Source organism: Streptomyces sp. NPDC056128 (assembly GCF_042263835.1).
Classification (GTDB): domain Bacteria; phylum Actinomycetota; class Actinomycetes; order Streptomycetales; family Streptomycetaceae; genus Streptomyces.
Window position 1 is genome coordinate 91,131 of sequence record NZ_JBHJVQ010000001.1, and the last position, 18,919, is coordinate 110,049.

At 72.1% G+C, this 18,919-nt stretch carries 20 protein-coding genes and 2 pseudogenes; 11 read left to right on the forward strand and 11 right to left on the reverse strand.

Features of this window, described 5'->3' with window-relative positions:
• The first annotated feature begins 84 nt into the window (after positions 1 to 84).
• From ACFC1X_RS00455 to ACFC1X_RS00465, 3 genes are read left to right on the forward strand one after another with little or no spacing between them, the layout of a single operon-like run.
• Entirely contained in the window at positions 85 to 924 is an 840-nt protein-coding gene (locus tag ACFC1X_RS00455) for a lysostaphin resistance A-like protein (protein WP_376347420.1), read from the forward strand.
• A 14-nt stretch (positions 925 to 938) separates the two neighbouring features.
• The gene (locus ACFC1X_RS00460) at positions 939 to 2,105 is read left to right on the forward strand and encodes a sensor histidine kinase (protein ID WP_376348499.1); all 1,167 of its coding nucleotides are present in this window, start codon (positions 939 to 941) and stop codon (positions 2,103 to 2,105) included.
• Complete coding sequence (locus ACFC1X_RS00465) at positions 2,102 to 2,761, forward strand: response regulator (RefSeq protein WP_376347421.1); 660 nt, start codon at positions 2,102 to 2,104, stop codon at positions 2,759 to 2,761. The genes ACFC1X_RS00460 and ACFC1X_RS00465 overlap by 4 nt, the downstream gene beginning before the upstream one ends.
• A 9-nt stretch (positions 2,762 to 2,770) precedes the next feature.
• Here the strand turns inward: ACFC1X_RS00465 and ACFC1X_RS00470 are convergent, their stop codons facing one another.
• The gene (locus ACFC1X_RS00470; RefSeq protein WP_376347423.1) at positions 2,771 to 3,307 is read right to left on the reverse strand and encodes a hypothetical protein; all 537 of its coding nucleotides are present in this window, start codon (positions 3,305 to 3,307) and stop codon (positions 2,771 to 2,773) included.
• Between the two features lie 117 nt (positions 3,308 to 3,424).
• Here ACFC1X_RS00470 and ACFC1X_RS00475 point away from each other — a divergent pair, with 117 nt between their 5' ends.
• Positions 3,425 to 3,916 (forward strand): hypothetical protein, encoded by a 492-nt coding sequence (locus ACFC1X_RS00475; protein ID WP_376347425.1) that lies wholly within the window; start codon positions 3,425 to 3,427, stop codon positions 3,914 to 3,916.
• Positions 3,913 to 4,668, forward strand: a complete 756-nt coding sequence (locus ACFC1X_RS00480; RefSeq protein ID WP_376347427.1) for an isocitrate lyase/phosphoenolpyruvate mutase family protein — start codon at positions 3,913 to 3,915, stop codon at positions 4,666 to 4,668. The genes ACFC1X_RS00475 and ACFC1X_RS00480 overlap by 4 nt, the downstream gene beginning before the upstream one ends.
• Here the strand turns inward: ACFC1X_RS00480 and ACFC1X_RS00485 are convergent.
• A complete protein-coding gene (locus tag ACFC1X_RS00485) occupies positions 4,665 to 5,237 on the reverse strand; it encodes a TetR-like C-terminal domain-containing protein (protein ID WP_376347428.1) in 573 nt (190 codons plus the stop codon). The genes ACFC1X_RS00480 and ACFC1X_RS00485 overlap by 4 nt on opposite strands.
• A 74-nt stretch (positions 5,238 to 5,311) precedes the next feature.
• On the opposite strand from ACFC1X_RS00485, the pseudogene ACFC1X_RS00490 reads away from it, so the two are divergent.
• The 3 genes and pseudogenes from ACFC1X_RS00490 to ACFC1X_RS00500 all read left to right on the forward strand — a co-directional run.
• Positions 5,312 to 5,542 (forward strand): annotated as a pseudogene (locus tag ACFC1X_RS00490) (MFS transporter); the annotation flags it as partial.
• 108 nt (positions 5,543 to 5,650) lie between these two features.
• Positions 5,651 to 5,821, forward strand: a complete 171-nt coding sequence (locus tag ACFC1X_RS00495) for a hypothetical protein (protein WP_376347429.1) — start codon at positions 5,651 to 5,653, stop codon at positions 5,819 to 5,821.
• Positions 5,814 to 6,707, forward strand: coding sequence for a sigma-70 family RNA polymerase sigma factor (locus ACFC1X_RS00500; RefSeq protein WP_376347431.1), 894 nt, complete (start codon positions 5,814 to 5,816; stop codon positions 6,705 to 6,707). Before ACFC1X_RS00495 ends, ACFC1X_RS00500 begins: the two co-directional genes overlap by 8 nt.
• A 5-nt stretch (positions 6,708 to 6,712) precedes the next feature.
• Here the strand turns inward: ACFC1X_RS00500 and ACFC1X_RS00505 are convergent, their stop codons facing one another.
• Positions 6,713 to 7,978 carry an FAD-binding protein gene (locus ACFC1X_RS00505; protein WP_376347432.1) on the reverse strand — a complete coding sequence of 422 codons (1,266 nt, stop codon included), beginning with the start codon at positions 7,976 to 7,978 and terminating at the stop codon, positions 6,713 to 6,715.
• 106 nt (positions 7,979 to 8,084) lie between these two features.
• On the opposite strand from ACFC1X_RS00505, the gene ACFC1X_RS00510 reads away from it, so the two are divergent.
• Entirely contained in the window at positions 8,085 to 9,404 is a 1,320-nt protein-coding gene (locus ACFC1X_RS00510; protein WP_122618221.1) for a radical SAM protein, read from the forward strand.
• 110 nt (positions 9,405 to 9,514) lie between these two features.
• Complete coding sequence (locus ACFC1X_RS00515; protein WP_376347434.1) at positions 9,515 to 10,528, forward strand: polysaccharide deacetylase family protein; 1,014 nt, start codon at positions 9,515 to 9,517, stop codon at positions 10,526 to 10,528.
• A 67-nt stretch (positions 10,529 to 10,595) separates the two neighbouring features.
• Here the strand turns inward: ACFC1X_RS00515 and ACFC1X_RS00520 are convergent, their stop codons facing one another.
• The 7 genes and pseudogenes from ACFC1X_RS00520 to ACFC1X_RS00550 form a co-directional block, all read right to left on the reverse strand.
• On the reverse strand, positions 10,596 to 11,294 hold the full coding sequence (locus tag ACFC1X_RS00520; RefSeq protein WP_376347435.1) for a polysaccharide deacetylase family protein: 699 nt from the start codon (positions 11,292 to 11,294) through the stop codon (positions 10,596 to 10,598).
• A 368-nt stretch (positions 11,295 to 11,662) separates the two neighbouring features.
• A pseudogene (locus ACFC1X_RS00525) lies at positions 11,663 to 12,487 on the reverse strand (class II fructose-bisphosphate aldolase); the annotation flags it as partial.
• A 59-nt stretch (positions 12,488 to 12,546) separates the two neighbouring features.
• On the reverse strand, positions 12,547 to 13,320 hold the full coding sequence (locus ACFC1X_RS00530; RefSeq protein WP_376347437.1) for a DeoR/GlpR family DNA-binding transcription regulator: 774 nt from the start codon (positions 13,318 to 13,320) through the stop codon (positions 12,547 to 12,549).
• The gene (locus ACFC1X_RS00535) at positions 13,310 to 14,341 is read right to left on the reverse strand and encodes a D-2-hydroxyacid dehydrogenase (protein WP_376347439.1); all 1,032 of its coding nucleotides are present in this window, start codon (positions 14,339 to 14,341) and stop codon (positions 13,310 to 13,312) included. The genes ACFC1X_RS00530 and ACFC1X_RS00535 overlap by 11 nt, the downstream gene beginning before the upstream one ends.
• Positions 14,341 to 15,213 (reverse strand): carbohydrate ABC transporter permease, encoded by an 873-nt coding sequence (locus ACFC1X_RS00540; RefSeq protein WP_122618215.1) that lies wholly within the window; start codon positions 15,211 to 15,213, stop codon positions 14,341 to 14,343. Before ACFC1X_RS00540 ends, ACFC1X_RS00535 begins: the two co-directional genes overlap by 1 nt.
• A gap of 47 nt (positions 15,214 to 15,260) precedes the next feature.
• Positions 15,261 to 16,214: a carbohydrate ABC transporter permease gene (locus ACFC1X_RS00545; protein ID WP_376347441.1), complete on the reverse strand. Its 954-nt coding sequence runs from the start codon at positions 16,212 to 16,214 to the stop codon at positions 15,261 to 15,263.
• Positions 16,215 to 16,249: 35 nt separating this feature from the next.
• The gene (locus ACFC1X_RS00550; protein ID WP_376347443.1) at positions 16,250 to 17,554 is read right to left on the reverse strand and encodes an ABC transporter substrate-binding protein; all 1,305 of its coding nucleotides are present in this window, start codon (positions 17,552 to 17,554) and stop codon (positions 16,250 to 16,252) included.
• A 198-nt stretch (positions 17,555 to 17,752) separates the two neighbouring features.
• On the opposite strand from ACFC1X_RS00550, the gene ACFC1X_RS00555 reads away from it, so the two are divergent.
• Positions 17,753 to 18,094 carry a hypothetical protein gene (locus ACFC1X_RS00555; protein WP_376347444.1) on the forward strand — a complete coding sequence of 114 codons (342 nt, stop codon included), beginning with the start codon at positions 17,753 to 17,755 and terminating at the stop codon, positions 18,092 to 18,094.
• A 63-nt stretch (positions 18,095 to 18,157) separates the two neighbouring features.
• Here ACFC1X_RS00555 and ACFC1X_RS00560 read toward each other — a convergent pair whose 3' ends face one another.
• Entirely contained in the window at positions 18,158 to 18,913 is a 756-nt protein-coding gene (locus ACFC1X_RS00560) for a DeoR/GlpR family DNA-binding transcription regulator (protein ID WP_376347446.1), read from the reverse strand.
• Between the last annotated feature and the right edge of the window lie 6 nt (positions 18,914 to 18,919).

Consider the following 18,919-nt stretch of genomic DNA (forward strand, 5'->3'; position numbering starts at 1 on the left):
GGTGACGATCTCCCGCCGCCGGATCCGTAGCGTCCTGATCGGCCCGGGACGCCCCGGTCGCGGGCCTCCCACGAAGGAGTCCCCGTGAGGTTCGTCTGGCAGTTCCTGGCCGCCCTGGCCATGTACGCGATAGGCGGAAACGCCGTCAACGCCGTGAAGGAGAACGACTGGCTGACGCTCGTCGTCGGCCTCACGGCGGCCGCGCTGGCGGTCCTCGGGTACGCGTGGGTGGTCCGGCGGACCGAGCGACGGCAGGCCCTGGACGTGGCCCGGGAGGGCGCGGCGGTCAAGGCCGGCTGGGGGACGCTGATCGGTGCCGGGATGTTCGGCGCCGTCATCGTGAACCTCTTCTCCTCCGGGTACTACGAGGTCGACGGCCTGGGCTCGGTGGAGGGCGCCCTGGGCCTGGTCGGCTTCATGGCGGCCGCCGCCGCCATGGAGGAAGTGGTGTACCGCGGCGTCCTGTTCCGGATCACCGAGGAGCACGTCGGCACGTACGTCGCGCTGGTCCTGACCGGCGTCGTGTTCGGCCTCTCGCACCTGCTCAACGAGCACGCGACCGTCTGGGGCGCCCTCGCGATCTCCATCGAGGCCGGGTTCATGCTCGCCGCCGCCTACGCCGCCACCCGCAGCCTCTGGCTGACCATCGGCGTGCACTTCGGCTGGAACTTCGCCGCGGCCGGCATCTTCAGCACCGAGGTCTCCGGCAACGGCTCCAACCAGGGGCTGCTGGACGCCGCGACGGACGGCCCGAAGCTGATCACGGGCGGCGAGTTCGGCCCCGAGGGCAGCGTGTACGCGGTCGGCTTCGGAGCCCTGCTGACCCTCGTCTTCCTGTGGCTGGCCCACCGGCGCGGCCACATCGTGGCGCCCGGGGCTCGCCGCGCGGCGCGTGTCAACTCCACCGCTACACTGCCCCGATGACCGCTCGCCGAGGGATGCCGGAGATACCGGCGATACCCGAGCTGTGGCGACGGCTCGACGTCACGGTCCGGGACCTGCCGCTCGGAGTGCTCCTCCTGGTCGCGTCCCTGCTACCGGCGCTGCGGGGCAACGGCACCGAGATCGGCGGTCTGCCCACCCGCTCCGCCGACCTGCTCGCCGGTGTCGCGGCCGTCCTCCAGTGCCTCCCGCTCGCCGTGCGCCGACGGTGGCCGCACCTCTGCCTCGCCCTCGTCTCGATCGGCTTCGCCCTCGACCAGATCCGGGGCTACCACCTCTTCGCCGGAACCGCGCTGCCCATCGCACTGCTGAGCGCCGGTTCGTATCTGGAGCGGTACCGGCGCGCGACCCTGGCCGCCGCCTCCGTGGCCTTCGTCGCCCTCTCGGTCGAGCTGTACCGGCGCGGACCGGGCGAGCCGGTCGCCGAGTTCGTCACGTTCTACCTGGCGCTGGGCCTCGCCTGGGGCATCGGCACCTGGATGCGCTCCGCCCGGGCCGCGGAGGCCGAACGGCGGGGACGGGTCGCCGAGGACGCCCGCAACGCCGAGCGCACCCGCATCGCCCGCGAACTCCACGACGTCGTCACCCACCACGTCACGGCGATGGTCGTCCAGTCCGAGGCCGCCCGGTACCTGACCGCCGCGCCCGACCGGCTCGACCAGACGCTGGCCGCGGTCAGCGACACCGGCCGCCGGGCCATCACCGACCTGCGGCACCTGCTCGACCTGCTCAACCCGGACCACGGCACCGACCGGAACGCCGAGCCCAGGACACCGCCCGTCGGCCGGGTGCTCACGCTGGTGGAGCAGACCCGCAGGGCCGGTCAGCCGGTGGAGTTCACCGAGGAGGGCACACCGGCGGCCGCGACCGGCAGCGCCGACCTCGTGGCCTACCGCGTCGTCCAGGAGGCCCTGACGAACGCGCTCAAGTACGACCACGGCGGCCGGACCTCGGTCCTGGTCCACCACGGCGAAAGGGAGATCACCGTGCGGGTCGGCACGGACGGCACCGGCTCGGGCGCCGCGTCCCCCGGCGGCAGCGGGCGCGGCCTGGCCGGACTGCGGGAACGGGTCGACGTCCTCGGCGGCGACTTCAGCGCGGACCGCCCGGAGGGCGGAGGCTTCGTCGTCCAGGCCCGCATCCCGGCGGGGAGTCCGTCATGAGCGCCCCGATCCGCGTCCTGATCTGCGACGACCAGGTGATGATCCGCGCCGGCCTCGCGACGATCGTCGACGCCCAGCCCGACCTGGAGGTGGCGGGCGAGTGCGGCGACGGGCAGGCCGCCGTCGACCTGGCCGCCGAAGTACGGCCGGACGTGGTCGTCATGGACGTACGGATGCCGGTCATGGACGGCATCGAAGCCACCCGGCGGCTGGCGGGCGCGGGGGTGGAGCGTCCCGTCAAGGTCCTCGTGGTGACCACGTTCAACCTCGACGAGTACGTCTACGAGGCGCTGCGCGCGGGCGCGAGCGGATTCCTGCTCAAGGACGCGCCGCCGGACCGCCTGCTGCACGGCATCCGGACCGTGGCGATGGGCGCGGCGCTCCTCGACCCCGACGTGACGCGCCGCCTCGTCGGCCGGTACGCCGCCCGCATCCGGCCCGTCGGCGGCCCCGCCGAGAACCTCCCCCTCACGCCTCGCGAGACGGAGGTGCTGCGCCTCATCGCGGACGGCCTCTCCAACAGCGAGATCGCCGCGGCCCTGGTGATCAGCCCCGAGACGGTCAAGACCTTCGTCTCCCGCATCCTCACCAAACTGGACCTGCGCGACCGCGTCCAGGCGGTGGTGTTCGCCTACCGCCACGGGCTGGCCACCTGACGCGGCCGATCAGGTCCGCAGCCGGTGGCGCATCTCTGTCAGGCGCCGGTCGAAGCGGAGGTTGTACCAGGCCAGCCAGCCGATGAACGCCACCGCGAGGGCGAGGGCGAGGCTGCCGGCGGTCACGGAACCGGAGACGAACCCCAGGACGGACGCACCGAAGAAGATCACGGCCAGCATGGGGAACGCCCACCAGCGGTTGCGCCGCAGCCGCCGCTGACGGGAGTCCACCAGCGCGGCCATCTCCCGGCGCCGATCCGGGTCCTGGGGCGGCCGGCCGCCCTTCAGTATCCGCCGTTCCATGGCGGGCACGTCCTCGGCGTCGGCGCCGGTGTCCCGGGCGTCGTCGCGCCTGCGGCGGCGTACCAGGAACACGATCCACGCACTCATCAGCGCGGCCCCGATCAGCGCGGACGGCCACGAGTCGAGCCCGCGCGTGATCAGACGGACCACGACGCCCGCCGCCAGCGCGATCACGCCGATCACCGACAGCTTGTCCCACCAACGCCGCTCGTAAGACCCTTCGCCCCGCTCGGATCTGTTCATGGTCGCCTCTCGGTCGGTCGGATCGGGGGGTGACGTCACGTGAGCGTCCGGATACCCGCCCATCGCCGACGAACACTTCGGCGTCCGCCGAAGCAACCCGCCCATAGCGTCGGGGGCATGAGCGACACGCACACCGCAACCTCGGCCCCCGCCCCCGCCTCCGCTCGTGCCAGACCGGCCGACACCGTCACCGGCATGGTCGAGCACGTCCTCGCCCTGGCCGCCACCTGGACCCGCTGGGACGGGGAACCCGTCCACGTCGACGGGCGCGTCTACACCCCGCACAAGGCCGTACGGCGGGTCGCCGACCACCTGGTCGACCATCTCGCCGAGATGGAGGCGCGGTTGGCGGGCCGGCCGACCCAGCCCGACCACTGGCACGCCTCCGCCACGACCACGGACGCGGACCGCGCGCCCTTCACACCGGACGACCTCGACGAGGCCCGCAGCCGCCTCACCCGGCTTGCCCGGATCTGGGCCGACCGCCTGGACGCGCTCACGCCGCGGCAGCTCGACGACTCGCCCGGCGAGGGCTGGAGCTTCCGCGAACTCGCCCGGCACCTGGGGGAGTCCGTGTACTACGCCGACGCCGTGGGTGACCTGTCGTGACCGCCTTCGCCGCCCTGCACCGGCCGGGTGAGCCCCTGCTGCTGCCGTGCGCCTGGGACCACGCGTCCGCGCACGCGCTCGCCGCGCGGGGCTTCCGGGCCGTGGGCACCACCAGCCTCGGTGTCGCGGCGGCGAGCGGGCTGCCCGACGGCGCGGCGGCGACCCGCGACGAGACGCTGCGGCTGGCCCTCACCCTGGGCTCCGGGCCGTTCCTGCTGACCGTGGACGCCGAGAGCGGCTTCGCCGACGACCCCGATGACGTGGGGGAGTTCGCGCGGCAACTGGCGGCGGTCGGCGCGGTCGGCATCAACCTGGAGGACGCGCTGGGCCCCGCCGACCGGCACGCCGCGAAGATCGCCGCGGTCCGGTCGGCGGCCCCGGACCTGTTCGTCAACGCCCGTACGGACACGTACTGGTCGGGCGACGGCGACCCCGGGGAGACCGTGCGGCGCCTGGAGGCCTACCGCGAGGCCGGTGCCGACGGCGTCTTCGTCCCCGGCCTCACCGACCCCGCCCGGATCGCGGCCCTCGCCGCGCACTTCGACGTCCCGCTCAACGTCCTCCACTCACCCACCGGACCCACCCTCCCGCACCTCGCCGACCTCGGCGTGGCCCGAGTGAGCCTGGGTTCGCTGCTGTACCGCAGGGCGCTGGGCGCCGCCCTGGAGACGGTGGCCGACATCGCCGCGGGCCGGCCGCCGCGGGGCACGTCACCGGCGTACGAGGAGGTGGCCGCGCTGAGCGGCGGCTAGTCCGCGCGGGGCCAGTTCTCCAGCGCGACGTGCAGCGCGTCCACGGCCCGGTCCCAGGACGCCTGGACGGCACGCGGGGCGCCGAAGCCGCCGGTGGCCTCCAGGGCGCAGAACCCGTGGAAGGTGGCGCGCAGCAGGCGTACGGCGTCGGTGAGGTCGGGTTCGGTGAGGCCGTAGGCGCGGAGCATGCCGTGGGTGATCTCGGCGGTGCGGCGCAGGGCGGGGGAGTCGGCGACGAGGGACTGGTCCATGCGGATCTGCGTCGCGGCGTAACGGCCGGGGTGCCGCAGGGCGTAGGCGCGGTAGGCGCCCGCGAAGGCGGCCAGCGCCTCCTTCCCGGCCCGGCCCGCGACCGCCGCCGCGATCTCGTCGATCAGCTCGCCGCCGGCCAGCAACGCGACCCGCACGCGCAGGTCCTGGAGGTTCCTGACGTGCGTGTACAGGCTCGCGTCCTTCACCCCGAAGTGCCGGGCGAGCGCGGAGACGGTGACGCTCTCGAAGCCGCTCGCGTCGGCGAGGTCGGCGGCGGCCGCGACCACACGGCCGGTCGTGAGGCCCACTCGGGGCATGCGCCACCTTCCTGACTCTCCGGACTCTCCGGGACTCCTGGAGATCCCGGGCCTCATGCTAGGCCAGCGGTCACGTGCCCGCGGTCGCCCTGCTGAGCGCCGCCTTCCTCGCCTGCGTCGGCATGGCGGGCACCTGCTCGATGTCCCTGCGCCAGGAGGTGACCCCGGAGCACCTGCTCGGCCGCGTCACCTCCGCCTTCTGGACCCTCCAGTACTCGGTGGCCCCCATCGGCGCCGCGGTCCTCTGCGTCCTCATCGCGACGGTCGCCCTGCTCACGCCGATCCGGGGGGCGGGGCGGGCATAGAAACATCGGGGGCTGCGTAAAGAATCCGGCGGCGGCACGCCTCTCAGAGGGTGTACGGCCGCTGCTTCACCGTGAGGCGCTGACAGGCCGCAGACTGGAGGAGGTCCGGTGGAGTTGACGGGTGTCGGGGTCGTGGTGTTCCTGGTGCTGCTCTTCGCGGCGCCGCTGAGCGGCGTGCTGAAGAGCATCGCGTTCCGCAACCGCGCGGCGGGCAGGGCCGAGATGATCCGTGCCAGGAGCGAGCGGGCAGGCAAGGGGAAGCGGGGGCGGCATGGCTGACCAGGAGTGCGTGGCTGATCAGGAAGGGGGCAGGGCGCGGCGCGCAATGGAGCTGGGCACACTGGTCGGGGAGCGGTACGGGCAGATGGTCGGCCTCGCCCGCAAGCGGTTGCGTGCTCACGGGGTCCCGGCCTCGTCGGCGGAGCCGGAAGACATCGTGCAGAACGCACTCAAGTCCGTGCTGGCAGGTACCGGACCCATCGAGCACATGCGCGCGTACACGTACAGGGTCATCGAGCGCGAGGCGAAGCGGGCGGTCGAGCACTTCTACAGCGGTCGCGGATACGCGTCGCTCGACGCGGACGTGCGGTTGGAGGACGAGCCGACGGTCCATCCAGTCGCCGAGGCCGAGCTGCGGCACGTCGTCGCCGAGGCCGTGAGCACCCTGCCGCGTCAGCAGCGCAGAGTGATGCTGCTGACACAGGATCTGGGGCTGACCCAGGCGGAGGCGGCGCGGGTGCTGGGGGCCGCGCCGGGGACGGTGGGCGTCCACGCGCACCGGGCGATGGTCGCACTGCGCGTGAGTCTCGTCGGCTTGGGCGTGACCCTGGTCGCGGGGACCGTCGGAAGCATGAGGTTCGGCGTGCGGGAGATCATTCCGGCTGCGGGCGTGGATACACCGATCGAACTCGCGGTCGCACGAAGCCTCTTCATCACGATGGGCGTCGTCCTCGCCGTGTTGGGGTTGGCGATCTATCTGCCGGGCCGGCGATCCCGTACGCCCCTGCGTCGCATGGGCGTCCGACTGCGGAAGCTGTTGGCACGACTCGTCGACGGCGCACCGGAGCGGGAGAACGACGAAGGTGCATCCAGCTTCATCCCCATCGGCACCCCGCTGGGCGGGAGCAGTGCTTTCAACATGCCCGGCGGTCCTCTTGTCGGCTAGTCCTGTCACCTCACGGTTGAACCCAGCACCCCGCGCACGAACGCGTTGCCGAACTTCCCCGCCGGGTCCAGCGTCTCCGCCAGCGTCCGGAAGTCGGCCAGCCGCGGGTAGAGCGCGCGCAGTTCGTCCGCCGGGGTCGTGAAGACCTTCCCCCAGTGCGGCCGGGCGGCGAACGGGGCCAGTGCCCGCTCCAGGCTGCGCACCACCGGCAGTACCGCCGCCGTGTCCTCGACCCAGGTGAAGTGGGCCGCCACCGTGTCCCTCCCGTAGGACGGGCTCAGCCACTGCGCGTCGGCGGCCACCGTGCGTATCTCGCAGGTCTGGAGGACCGGCGCGAGGACGTCCCGGATCGCGTCCATCGCGTGCAGGGCGTCCAGCGCGTGCTCGCGCGGCATCAGGTACTCCGACTGGAGCTCGGCCCCGCTGCTGGGCACGAAGTCGGCGCGGAAGTGGGGCAGGCGTTCGTGCCAGGGCCCCGGCACCCCGAACTGCTCCGTGCAGTTCACCGCGGGCATGCCCGGTACCGGGTGCGTCTTCTCGGTGGCCGGTGCCGCGTACGGGAACTCCGGCAGCGGCTGGTCGGTGCGCCGCTTCAGCCACACCTGGCGGAAGCCGGGCGCCCGCCAGTCGGTGAAGAGGCTCACGCTGTACGCCGACGCCATCAGTCTCTCGAACGTCGCCGTGTCGAGGCCGGCCAGTGGCAGCTCGGTGAAGACGTGCTGCTCGACCTCGTAGGCCGGCTCCAGGTCGAGGGTGAGGGCCGTCACCACTCCGAGCGCGCCGAGTGACGTCACCGCGCTGCCGAACCGGTCGTCGCCGCGTGAGAGGACCAGCGTCGAGCCGTCCGCCGTGATCAGCTCCACCTCGCGCACCTCCGACGCCAGCGAGCCGTTGCCCACCCCGGAGCCGTGCGTGCCGGTCGCCACCGAACCGGCCACCGAGATGTGCGGCAGCGACGCCATGTTCGCCAGCGCCAGGCCCCGCGCGTGCAGCCGCCGGGCCAGCTCCGCGTACCGGACCCCGCCGCCCACCCGCACCGTGCGGGCCTCCGTGTCGACGTCCATCTCGGACGGCAGGTCGGCCAGCGACAGCAGGACGCCCCCCTCGCCGGGCTCGGCGATCTCGTTGAAGGAGTGCCCGCTGCCCAGCACCCGCAGCCGCGCACTCTCCGCCACCAGGGCCCGCAGCGCGGCCGCCGAGCGCGGCCGCAGCAGCTCCCTGGCCGTGTAGGTGATGTTGCCGGCCCAGTTGGTCACCGTGACGTCGCTCATACCGCGGAAACCTACCCGGCGCGCCTGGAAGGGGCCCCGGGCGGGAAGCCGCACGCCCGGGGGCATACCGTGAGAAGTCGAACGCCTGAGCCGGGAGGAGACACGGATGGGCAGCCGTACCGCGCTGGTCGAGGATCTTATGGAGCGCTTTCCGCACGTACCGCGGGAAGCCGTCTTCAAGGAGGACCTGCTCCGCGGCGGGGTGGCCTTCGACCCCTCCGCGCTGAGCGACAACGAGTCCGGCGAGGTCAAGCCGAAGTCGTACTTCATCTTCTCCTTCGACCACGGCACCCTGCCGGAGCTGGGCGAGGCCGCGCTGCGCCGCCCGCCCGAGGAGATCATCCTCACCGGCGGCCCCTACGACCTGCGCCGCACCGTCGTCTCGGTGCGCGTGAACCCGTCCTCGCCGTACCGGGTCGCCTCCGACGAGCACGGCCAGCTCGGCCTCTACCTCGACGGCAAGCGCATCTCGGACGTCGGCGTGCCGCCGATGCCGGAGTACTACCGCCACAAGCTCGCCAACGGGAAGTCGGTCATGGAGGTGGCCCCGACCATCCAGTGGGGCTACCTGATCTACCTGACCGCGTTCCGGGTCTGCCAGTACTTCGGAGCCAAGGAGGAGTGCCAGTACTGCGACATCAACCACAACTGGCGCCAGCACAAGGCGGCGGGCCGCCCCTACACGGGCGTGAAGGACGTCGACGAGGTCCTCGAAGCGCTCGACATCATCAACACGTACGACACGGCCAAGACGTCCACCGCCTACACGCTCACCGGCGGCGCGATCACGTCGAAGGTCCAGGGCCTGGACGAGGCGGACTTCTACGGGCGCTACGCCAAGGCCATCGAGGAGCACTTCCCCGGCCGCTGGATCGGCAAGGTCGTCGCCCAGGCGCTGCCCAAGGACGACGTCCAGCGCTTCAAGGACTACGGCGTCCAGATCTACCACCCCAACTACGAGGTGTGGGACGAGTACCTGTTCAAGATGTACTGCCCGGGCAAGGAGCGCTACGTCGGCCGCGACGAGTGGCACAAGCGCATCCTCGACTCGGCCGACGTCTTCGGCGCGCGCAACGTGATCCCGAACTTCGTGGCGGGCGTGGAGATGGCCGAGCCCTTCGGCTTCAAGACGGTCGACGAGGCCATCGCGTCCACCACCGAGGGCCTGCGCTTCTTCATGTCGCAGGGCATCACGCCCCGCTTCACCACCTGGTGCCCCGAGCCCACCACCCCGCTGGGCAAGACCAACCCCGACGGCGCCCCGCTGGAGTACCACATCCGGCTGCTCCAGGCCTACCGGCAGACGATGGAGGAGTTCGGTCTCTCCTCGCCTCCCGGCTACGGCCCGCCCGGCGCCGGCAACGCGGTCTTCTCCGTCAGCTCCTTCATGGACAGCCTGCCGGAGGACGCGCCCGTCGAGGTGTGAAGCGAGGTCTGAAGCGAGCAATAGCGCGCAACTTCTGCGCGTTATTGCCTGTGTGTGCGGTGCGTACCAGAGTGGAGTGACCGACGCACCGCACGCACAGGAGAACGCCCATGCCCGATCCCAGCCCCGGCGCCACGCGGGCCCACGACGCCCTGGAGGCCTCCCGGCAGCTCGTCGCGCGGCGCAAGGGGGTCCCGATGGTGGTCTCCCTGCGCGGCGCCCGGCAGGCGGCCACGCCGGTGACGAGCAGCGCGGACGTCCGCCTGGCCGACCTCTTCGAGACCTTCCACCGGGAGCTGCACCCCGGCGGCGCCGACGACGAGACCGCGCTCATCGAGACCCTCCAGGCCGTCGCGTACGACCGCCTCCTCGGCGGCGAGCGCGGCCCGCACACCTCCTCGGCGGGCACGTCGGCCGCGCTCCCCGGCCCCGCCGCGATCGGCTACGACGCCACCCTCTCCGACCTGCGCGCGGGCCGCTTCCTGCGGGTGATGAACTACCACAACACCCCGCCGGGCATGCGGGACGAACTGGTCGCCGAACTGACCGCGCTGGCCCGGGACTACGCCCTCGTCACCCCCGACGACCTGGACCGCTTCATGCGCACGGGCGAGTGGCACCAGGACCGGCCCGCCCTCCTCGTCGCGGTCTACGAGGGGTACCGCGACAACTACGACGTGGCCGCCGCCGCGTGCGAGGAGGCCGGCGTCACCGGCTGGTTCTTCGTCTGCACCGCCTTCATGGACACCCCCGCCGACCGGCAGTACGACTTCGCCCTGGACCACCGCATCAAGCTGGTCGACGAGAACCCGCGCGGCGAACGCATCGCCATGACCTGGGACGAGGTGGCGGACCTGCACCGCAGGGGCCACGTGGTCACCCCGCACACCGCCTCCCACGAACTGGCCGAGCGCGTGGTGACCGTGGAGGACGTGCACCGCGAGGTGGTCGAGCCCAAGCGGCTGGTCGACGCGGCCACCGGCGGCGACGCCGCCTGCACCGCCTGGCTGGCCGGCACCCACTGGACCGGGCGGGGCACCGCCGACCGCGCCCTCGTGGACGCCGGGTACCGGTATCTCTTCAGCAACACGATGGTGCAGCGCCTCCAAGACCCACGGGACTGACCCCCGTACGGCGAAGGGCCGGGCGCACCCCAGGTGCCCCGGCCCTTTCGCCGTACCGCCCGACGGGTCAGCCGAGGTACTGCACCATCGTGTTGCTGAACTGGTAGCGGTAGCCGGCCTCCCGGACGGCCGCGTCCACCCTGGGGTTCGTGCCGAACGGCGTGCCCCACAGGAAGGCGGTGCAGGCCGCGTCCTGGCCGGTGACCTCGTCCATCCGCCGCTTGGGCTCCAGGACCTCGTACCGGATCGCCTCGTCGGTCTCCAGGGAGGCGGCACTGGCGTGGCTCGCGGTGTGCGGGGTGACGACGTGGCGCGTGCTCAGGTCCGCCACCTGGTCCCAGGTCATGGCGAGCCGGTCGCCCTTGCGGTCCTCGGGGACGAGGTCGATGTTGTGGGCGTTCGCGTAGTCGAACTGCTCGGCCACCGGTACGTCGAGGAAGGCGGTGCAGATGAAGAACCAGCCGGTCAGGCCCGCCTCCTCGGCGAGCGGCGCGGCCACCTCGGCGTTGTTGCGATACCCCTCGTAGAAGACCGGGATGATGCCGGGGCGGGACTTGTGCCACTCGCCCGTGGTGCGGAACGCGTCCAGGTCCTCCAGCGTCACCGGGTCGAACCGCTCGGCGAGGGAGTGGAGTTCGGCCCTGACCTTCTCCGTGTCGGCCTCCGGCGTGTTGTGGTAGTTCACCACCCGCAGGAACCGGCCCTCCTGGAAGGCGCGCTCGTGCGCGGTGAAGCTCGCGCCCGGGATGTCGGCGTGCTGGGTCATCGCTGCTCCTCGGTGTTCTGTGCGGCGGCCGGTGCCTGCGGGGTGAAGTGGGAGACGGCCATGACCTGGAGGACGTCGATCAGCGCGGGTTCCGCGTCGTCCGCGCACTCCGGCGAGAGCGCGGAGCGGTAGTGGCCGAGCAGGGAGGCGAGCCCGGCGCCCTCGGCGCGCACCGCCTCCTCGGCCGCCGGCCGCGCCTCGACGCTCTGCAGGGCCAGGAACATGGGGATGCCCTCGCGTTCGAGGGCGCGTTCGCCGGCGTCGGTGAGCACCTGGCGCGGGTCGGCGACCGGCTCGGGACCGGTGGGGGCGGAGGGCATGGGTGAGCCTTTCTCGACGGGCCCGGCGGGGGCCGGGGACGCGGGGGCCAGGAGACGTAGTTGCGCGGCGGCCGCTTCGGACGCGGCCTCGCGGCCGGCGGCCAGGTAGCGGCGGGGGTCGACGCGGTCGGTGGCGGCGAGCGCCTCCCGGACGGCGGCGGTGAACGCGGTGTTGAGATGCGTACCGAAGTTGATCTTCCGCATGCCGTTGCGCACGGCCTCGCGGAGTTCGGCCTCGGGCACGCCCGACGACCCGTGCAGCACCAAGGGGACGTCCACCGCGTCCCGCAGCCGGGCGATCAGGTCCTGGTCGAGGCGGGCGGTGCGGGTGGTCATGGCGTGCGAACTGCCGACCGCGACGGCCAGCGCGTCCACGCCGGTGGCGGCCACGAAGGCGGCGGCCTCGGCCGGATCGGTACGGGCGGTGGCGGCGTGCACGCCGTCCTTGCCGCCGATCTCGCCCAGCTCCGCCTCCACCCACACGCCCTGGGCGTGCAGTCGCTCGGTCACCTCGGCGGTGACCCGTACGTTCTCGTCGTGCGGGAGCTTGGAGGCGTCGAACATCACCGACGTGCATCCGAGGTCCGGGGCGGCGAAGGCCAGTTCGGGGTCCTCGATGTGGTCGAGGTGCAGGGACAGGGGGACCCGGCAGCGCCGGGCCACCGCGGCGCAGGCGGCGACGATCACGGCCGGGTCGTCACCGTGGTAGCGGACCGCGTTGTGGCTGACGGCGAGGATGGCGGGCAGGCCGGTGCGCTCGCAGGCGGCGGCGATCGCCTGGGCGTGCTCCAGCGTGATCACGTTGAAGGCCAGGGCCGCCGTGTCGGAACGGATCGCCAGGTCGACGACGTGGGAGGTGGCTGTCAGAGGCATGGCTTATGGCTTCTCTTCGGTCTCTTGCATGGGGGCGGGCTGCGGTCGGCGGACAGCGGTCAGGCGTGCAGGACGCGTCCGCCGCCGGCCGCGAGGGCTGCGGGCACGGGGTGACCGGGCGGGGCGTCGGTGACCAGCGTGCCGACCCGCGCCAGCGGGGCCAGCCGGACCGGCCCCCGGCGGCCGAGCTTCGACTCGTCGGCGAGGACCACGATGTCGTGCCCGGCACCCAGCAGCGCCCGGTCCGTCTGCGCCTCGTCCACATGGGCACCGGTCAGACCCGCCTCGGCGTGCAGGCCGTACGCGCTGCTGAACACCTGGTCGATCTGCAGCTCGCTCAGCGCCAGCTCCGCCAGGTGACCGAGGAGGGACTGCTCGCGGTGGCGCAGGACGCCGCCGAGGACGATCACGTCGGTCGAGGAGCTGGCGGAGAGGATCTGGGCGATCGGCAGGGCGTTGGTGACGACGGTCAGCCCCCGGCGCTCGGTGAGCCGTTCTGCCAGCGCCTCGGTGGTGGTCCCGCCGCTGATCAGGATGGTGCTGCGGTCCTGGATCAGCGACAGCGCGGTGTCCGCGATACGCCGCTTCTGCTCGGGCTGTTCGGCCGCGCGGACCGGCTGGTCGGGCTCCACGGAGTCCGCGAGGACGGTGGCCCCGCCGTGCACCCGGCGCAGCAGTCCCTGCAGTTCCAGGTCCCGCAGGTCCCGCCGGACGGTGGAGGGGCTGATGCGCAGCAGCCGGGACAGCTCCACGACGTTCACCGCGCCCCGGCTGCGCAGCCGGTCCAGGACGGCGTGATGGCGCTGGGGGGCGAGGAGGAAGTCAGTAGCCACGGCCGCGGTCCACCAGGTTGAGCAGGTCCGAACCGGCCAGGTGCCGCTCGATGTTCTCGCCGACCAGCCGCAGCACCTGCTCCTCGTAGTCCGGCGCGAAGCCCGCCACGTGCGGGGTCAGCAGGACGCCCGGCTCGGTCCACCAGGGGCTGTCGGCGCCCAGCGGCTCCTCGTCGAAGACGTCGAGCGCGGCACCGGCCACGTGCCCCGAACGCAGCGCCCGCAGCAGTGCCTCCTCGTCGACGATGCCGCCGCGCGCCACGTTGACGACCATCGCGCCCTCCTTGAGCGCGGCCAGGGCGTCGGCGTCGACCATGTTGGCGGTCTCGTCCGTCAGCGGGCAGGTGACCACCAGGTAGTCGCAGCGGGCGAGGAAGTCGTGCAGCCGGTCGGGGGTGTAGATCTCGGCGTCCGCCTCGTCCCGGGCGGCGGCGCCGAAGAAGGCACCGGAACGGGCCGCCTTGCCGCGCTTGAGGCCGAGGACCTCCATGTGGTGCGCGCGGGCGAGCCGGCCGATCTCCTGCCCGATCCGCCCGTACCCGATGACGCCGAGGGTGGCGCCCCGCAGGGAGCGCGGCATCAGGGTGTTCCACCGCTCGCTCAGGGACGGCCAGACGCCGGACCGCTGGACGGCCACCGCGCGCGGCAGGCGGTGCGCGAGACCGAGGACCATCATCATCACGTACTCGGCCATCGGCACCGGCGAGATGCCGCCGATGGAGGTGATGGGCACCGGCAGCTCCCAGGCGGGCGTGCCCTTGAGGTGGTCCGCGCCCGAGGTGTCCAGCTGGATCCACTCCAGGGCCGGTGCCTGGCCGGGGCCGGGGAAGACCCCGCCGGTGTGCAGGACCCGGGTGCGCCGCCACACCTCGTCGGGGACGTCGGCGGCCTTCTCCGCCGTGATCTGGGTGATCTCCAGCCCCGGCACGCGCTCCCGCAGGCGGTCGAGCCAGGCGTCGGAGAAGGACAGGGTGCTGAGGTAGTGGACGGGGGCGTGGGCAGGGGTGCCGGCAGAGGTCATTACTTGATTCCCGATCGTGCGAAACCCTGGACGAAGTACTTCTGGAAGCACAGGAAGATGACGACCATGGGCAGGACGGACAGCAGCGCGAGCGCCATGATCGCGCCGTAGTTGGCGGTGTACTCGCCGTTCACGAACTGCATACCGACGGAGAGCGTGTAGAGCCGCGAGTCCTTGAGGACGGTCAGCGGCCAGGCGAAGTCGTTCCACTGGTACAGGAACGTCAGCAGCGACAGCACGGCGACCAGCGGCTTGCACAGGGGCAGCACCACGGTCACGAAGGTGCGTATCTGGCCGGCGCCGTCCATGCGGGCGGCCTCGAGGATCTCGTCGGGGATGCCCAGCATGAACTGGCGGGCGAGGAAGATGCCGAAGGCGGTGGAGGAGGCGGGCAGGATCACGGCCCAGAAGCTGCCGAACAGGCCCATGCCGCTGACGAGTTTGAACTGCGGCACCATCAGGACCTGCACGGGCACCGTCATGGTGCTCAGCAGCAGCAGGAAGACCAGGCTGCGGCCCCGGAAGCGCATCTTGGCGAAGACGTAGCCGGCCAGCAGGTTGACCGTGACGGTGACCGCGACCACGCAGCACGTGATCACCGTGGAGTTCATCGCCCAGGTCCACACCGGGAAGGCGAAGACGGTCCGGAAGTTCTCCAGGGTGAGGTCGCTCGGCCACCAGTGGAGGCTGGTGGTGTGCAGGTCGGACAGCGGCGAGAAGGCGGTCAGCAGCATCCAGTACAGCGGGAGCGCCATGGCCAGCCCCGCGAGCGCCGCCGCCGCGACCCGCAGGTACTTCAGGCGCTTCGCGCGCCGCTGCCGGGCGCCCGGGCGGGTGTCCGGACCGGGGAGTTGCGTCGAGATCGTGGACATCGGGGGTCCTTCGGGACGGGACGGAGGAACGGGGAGCCGGGGGAGGGTCAGCCGACCGTGTCCCGGTTGCGGCTGAAGCGCCACTGGAGGGCGGTGAAGGCCATGACCAGCAGGTAGAGCACGATGCCGATCGCCGCCGCGTAGCCCTGCTGACGCCCTTCGAAGCCGTTGCGGTACGCGTACGTGATCATGACGTCGGTGGCGTGGCCCGGTCCGCCGAGCGTCATCACGAAGACGGTGTCGAAGACCTGGAACGAGTAGATGACGTTCATGATCAGCAGGAAGAACGTGGACGGCCCGAGCATGGGCACGGTGATGTTGCGTACCTGCTGCCACCAGCCCGCGCCCTCCACCCGCGCCGCCTCGTACAGTTCGGGCGAGATGCCCTGGAGTCCGGCCAGGTAGATGACCATGTTGAAGCCGACCCGCATCCACAGCGTGATCAGGACGACCGACCCCATGGCCGCGGTGCCGTCGGTCTGCCACGGCAGCGCGTCGATCCCGACCGTGCCGATCAGCTTGTTCAGCAGGCCGATGTTCTCGTCGAACATCAGGGTGCCGATCAGTGCCGTGGCGACACCGGAGATGACCATCGGCAGATAGACGAGGGTGCGCCACAGCGGCCGGGCCGGCATCACCGAGTTGAAGAGCAGCGCCAGACCGAGGCCCATCGCCATCTCGACGGGCACCGTCGCCACGCAGAACACGGCGGTGTTCGCCACGGTCCGCCAGAAGACGGGGTCCTCCACGAGCTGCCGGTAGTTGGCAAGACCGGCCCAGCTCGGCGAGGTCAGCCCGGTGCTGTACTGGAAGCTCAGCACCAGGGCCATGACCAGCGGCACCAGGAGGAAGACGGTGACCAGGGTCAGGTTGGGGGCGAGCATCGTCCAGGCGGCGAGGGTCTCGCGCATCCGGGCGGCGGACCTGGTCCGGCGCCGGCCCGGGGGCGGGGCGGGTTTCGCGGCCGGTGACGTGCGGGCGGGTGAGGTGACGGTGGCCATGGCAGCTCCGTGGCGGGAGGAAGAAGAGGAGGAGTTCACTGGGCGGCGATGGCCGCGCGGGTGGCGTCGGCGATCTTCTGGAGGGTCGCCTCGGCCGACTGGCCGCTGACGAAGGCGGCCTCCAGCTCGTCCTGGAGCGCGGCGTTGATCCGTCCGAAGAAGGGCACGGCGACCTCGCCGGTCATGGCCGGGGTGAGGGTCGTGGCCTGGTCGGCGAAGACGGGCATCAGATCGGGCCGTTCCGCGTAGTCCAGGCGGCTCTGGAGCAGGGCCGGCCGGGTGGGCAGGACCACGGTCTCCTCGCAGTAGCGCCGCATCATCTCCTCGCTCACCAGGAACTTGAGGAAGTCGGCGGCCAGTTCGGGGTTCTCGGTGGTGTGGGTGGCCACCACGGCGTTGCCGCCGAGGTCGGTGGCGGCGATCCGGTCGCGCGGCTGGTACGTGACGCCGTACAGGTCCGGGTCCAGGCCGCCCGCGACGATCTGCGGCAGCAGGAAGTCACCGGCGAAGGCCATCGCCGTGGTACCGGCGTTGAAGAGGGAGTCCGGGTAGGACGCCGTCTTGACCGAGCTGTTGGGCGGGACCCAGCCCTGGCGGAAGAAGTCCTGGGTGAAGCGCATGGCCCGCAGCCCGGCGGCCGATTCGAGGGCCGGAGCGCTCAGATCGCGGGTGAGCAGATGACCGCCGGCCTCCCACAGCCAGGTGAGCCAGCGGAACGCGCCCGCCTGCTGCCACCCGTAGGTGAAGGGATAGACGTGATCGAGCTTCTTGCTCAGTCTTGCGCATATCTCGCCGAACTCGTCCCAGGTCCAGGCGTCTTCGAGTCGCCGGGGCACCTCGGTGATGCCCGCGCGCTCGAACATGTCCTTGCGGTAGAGGACGGCGGTGGTGTCGGTGTGGTGCGGGACCGCGTACGGGCGGCCGTCGTGGCAGACCGCCTCCCACAGCGCGGGCAGGAACGACTTGCGCTCCGCCTCGCTGAAGTACGGGGACAGGTCCAGGAGTTGGTCGCTCGCGCTGTACATGCCGAGGTTGGCGTAGTCGCAGCGGAACAGGTCGGGGGCGCGGCCGCCCGCGAGCAGGGCGTCCATGTTGGTGTACATCTGCTGGTACGGCTCGACCTTGATGTGCACCCGGATGCCCCGGTTGCGCTGCTCGTAGGTCCGGGCCAGTGACCGGAAGGACGCGGTCTCCGCCTCGGTTCCCCAGAGCGCGAAGGTCAGCGTGTCCGGTCCCGTGCTGCCGGTGTTGGAGGGCGTGAAGCCCGAGCGACGCGCGAATCCGACCGCTCCGGCTCCGGCCACGGCTGCGCCGAGCAGCGCGCGCCTGGTGACAGACATGCCGCAATCCTCCAGGTGTCAAGGGCGGGTTCCGGCCTGATCTGCAGCCGGCGATGACTGCTTTCTATCCCTCTCGCCAAGAGCAGTCAATAACAAGCAAGTCATGCTTTCTTTTGCTCATTTTCCCTTGACGCTGTGCGGGGGACCGCTTAGCGTCGGCGCATCCCCCGAGTGATGAGCGATGAGACGAGGTAGGGCATGCCGGTCATCCAGGTCACCGCCCCCAGCGCGGGCCCCGATCGGGACGCGGCACGGCTGACCGCCCTGTGCCGGGCTGTCGCCGCGGAGCTGGGTCTGCCGGACTCCGCGGTGGTGGCCGTACTGGCCCCGGCGGCCGTCACGGTCACCGGGGAGGCGTCCGTCGCCGCCTGGCCGCTCGCCGTCGTGCACGGCTCGGAACGCCCGGCGGCGGCCACGGACGCCGCGCTGCGGGCGCTGGGCCGGACCATGGCGGGGGAGTGGGGCGTGCCGCTCGACGGGGTCTGGACGGAGTGGAGCGCCGGACGGCTCGTGCCGGTCGCCGGGGCCGCACGCGGCTGAGGCGGCTGACGCGGCTGACGCGGCGGTGGGCCGGGGTCGCCCGGGGCCGGTCGGCCCTGCGGGTCAGACCCGGACCACGTCCACGCCGGCGGCGGCCAGCGCGGCCACCTCCGCCTCGGGCGCCGAGCCGTCGGTGATCACCCGGTGCAGGCGGGCGGACGACGCCACCCGCACCGGCCCGGAGCGCCCGAACTTGGAACCGTCCACCAGGACGGTCACCCGCTGCACCTTCGACAGCAGCCAGCGGTCCGTCTCGGCCTCGTCCACGTGCGCGCCGCTGATCCCGGCCGCGTTGATGCCGTACGCGCCGACGTACGCCTCGTCGATGTGCAGTTCCTCCAGCGCCTGCCGGGTCAGGTGCCCCAGCAGGGACATCTCGCGGTGCCTCAGGTAGCCGCCGAGCACGACCGTCGTGACCGTCTCGTGGTGCGCGAGTTCGCCCGCGAGGTGGAGCGAGTTGGTCACCACCGTCAACTCCGGTATCCCGCCGAGCAGCGGGGCGAGCGCCGCCGTCGTGGTGCCGCCGGTGATCAGCACGGTGGCGCCGGGCTGGAGGTAGCGGACGGCCGCCTCGGCCAGTTGCCGCTTCTCCCACGAGGCCACGTCGGTACGGGCGGGACGGTCGGGCTCCACGCTCGACTGCTGGGCGACGGCGCCGCCGTGGGTGCGGTTGAGCAGTCCCTGGTCCTGGAGGTGGGAGAGGTCGCGCCGGATGGTGGACGGGCTGACACCCAGCCGCTCGGCGAGCAGGCCCACCTGCGCCACGCCGGCCTCGCCCACCATCTCCAGCAGCCTGTTGCGGCGTTCGGCGCCCAGCATGTGGTT

What these genes read in the sequence shown, in the direction of transcription:
- ACFC1X_RS00460 (WP_376348499.1), top strand. Translation starts at nt 939, where the DNA reads ATGCCGGAGATACCGGCGATACCCGAGCTGTGGCGACGGCTCGACGTC.
- ACFC1X_RS00550 (WP_376347443.1), bottom strand. Translation starts at nt 17,554, where the DNA reads ATGTCTGTCACCAGGCGCGCGCTGCTCGGCGCAGCCGTGGCCGGAGCC.
- ACFC1X_RS00505 (WP_376347432.1), bottom strand. Translation starts at nt 7,978, where the DNA reads ATGAGCGACGTCACGGTGACCAACTGGGCCGGCAACATCACCTACACG.
- ACFC1X_RS00545 (WP_376347441.1), bottom strand. Translation starts at nt 16,214, where the DNA reads ATGGCCACCGTCACCTCACCCGCCCGCACGTCACCGGCCGCGAAACCC.
- ACFC1X_RS00500 (WP_376347431.1), top strand. Translation starts at nt 5,814, where the DNA reads ATGGCTGACCAGGAGTGCGTGGCTGATCAGGAAGGGGGCAGGGCGCGG.
- ACFC1X_RS00465 (WP_376347421.1), top strand. Translation starts at nt 2,102, where the DNA reads ATGAGCGCCCCGATCCGCGTCCTGATCTGCGACGACCAGGTGATGATC.
- ACFC1X_RS00555 (WP_376347444.1), top strand. Translation starts at nt 17,753, where the DNA reads ATGCCGGTCATCCAGGTCACCGCCCCCAGCGCGGGCCCCGATCGGGAC.
- ACFC1X_RS00475 (WP_376347425.1), top strand. Translation starts at nt 3,425, where the DNA reads ATGAGCGACACGCACACCGCAACCTCGGCCCCCGCCCCCGCCTCCGCT.
- ACFC1X_RS00560 (WP_376347446.1), bottom strand. Translation starts at nt 18,913, where the DNA reads ATGCTGGGCGCCGAACGCCGCAACAGGCTGCTGGAGATGGTGGGCGAG.
- ACFC1X_RS00535 (WP_376347439.1), bottom strand. Translation starts at nt 14,341, where the DNA reads ATGACCTCTGCCGGCACCCCTGCCCACGCCCCCGTCCACTACCTCAGC.
- ACFC1X_RS00510 (WP_122618221.1), top strand. Translation starts at nt 8,085, where the DNA reads ATGGGCAGCCGTACCGCGCTGGTCGAGGATCTTATGGAGCGCTTTCCG.
- ACFC1X_RS00520 (WP_376347435.1), bottom strand. Translation starts at nt 11,294, where the DNA reads ATGACCCAGCACGCCGACATCCCGGGCGCGAGCTTCACCGCGCACGAG.
- ACFC1X_RS00485 (WP_376347428.1), bottom strand. Translation starts at nt 5,237, where the DNA reads ATGCCCCGAGTGGGCCTCACGACCGGCCGTGTGGTCGCGGCCGCCGCC.
- ACFC1X_RS00470 (WP_376347423.1), bottom strand. Translation starts at nt 3,307, where the DNA reads ATGAACAGATCCGAGCGGGGCGAAGGGTCTTACGAGCGGCGTTGGTGG.
- ACFC1X_RS00540 (WP_122618215.1), bottom strand. Translation starts at nt 15,213, where the DNA reads ATGTCCACGATCTCGACGCAACTCCCCGGTCCGGACACCCGCCCGGGC.
- ACFC1X_RS00515 (WP_376347434.1), top strand. Translation starts at nt 9,515, where the DNA reads ATGCCCGATCCCAGCCCCGGCGCCACGCGGGCCCACGACGCCCTGGAG.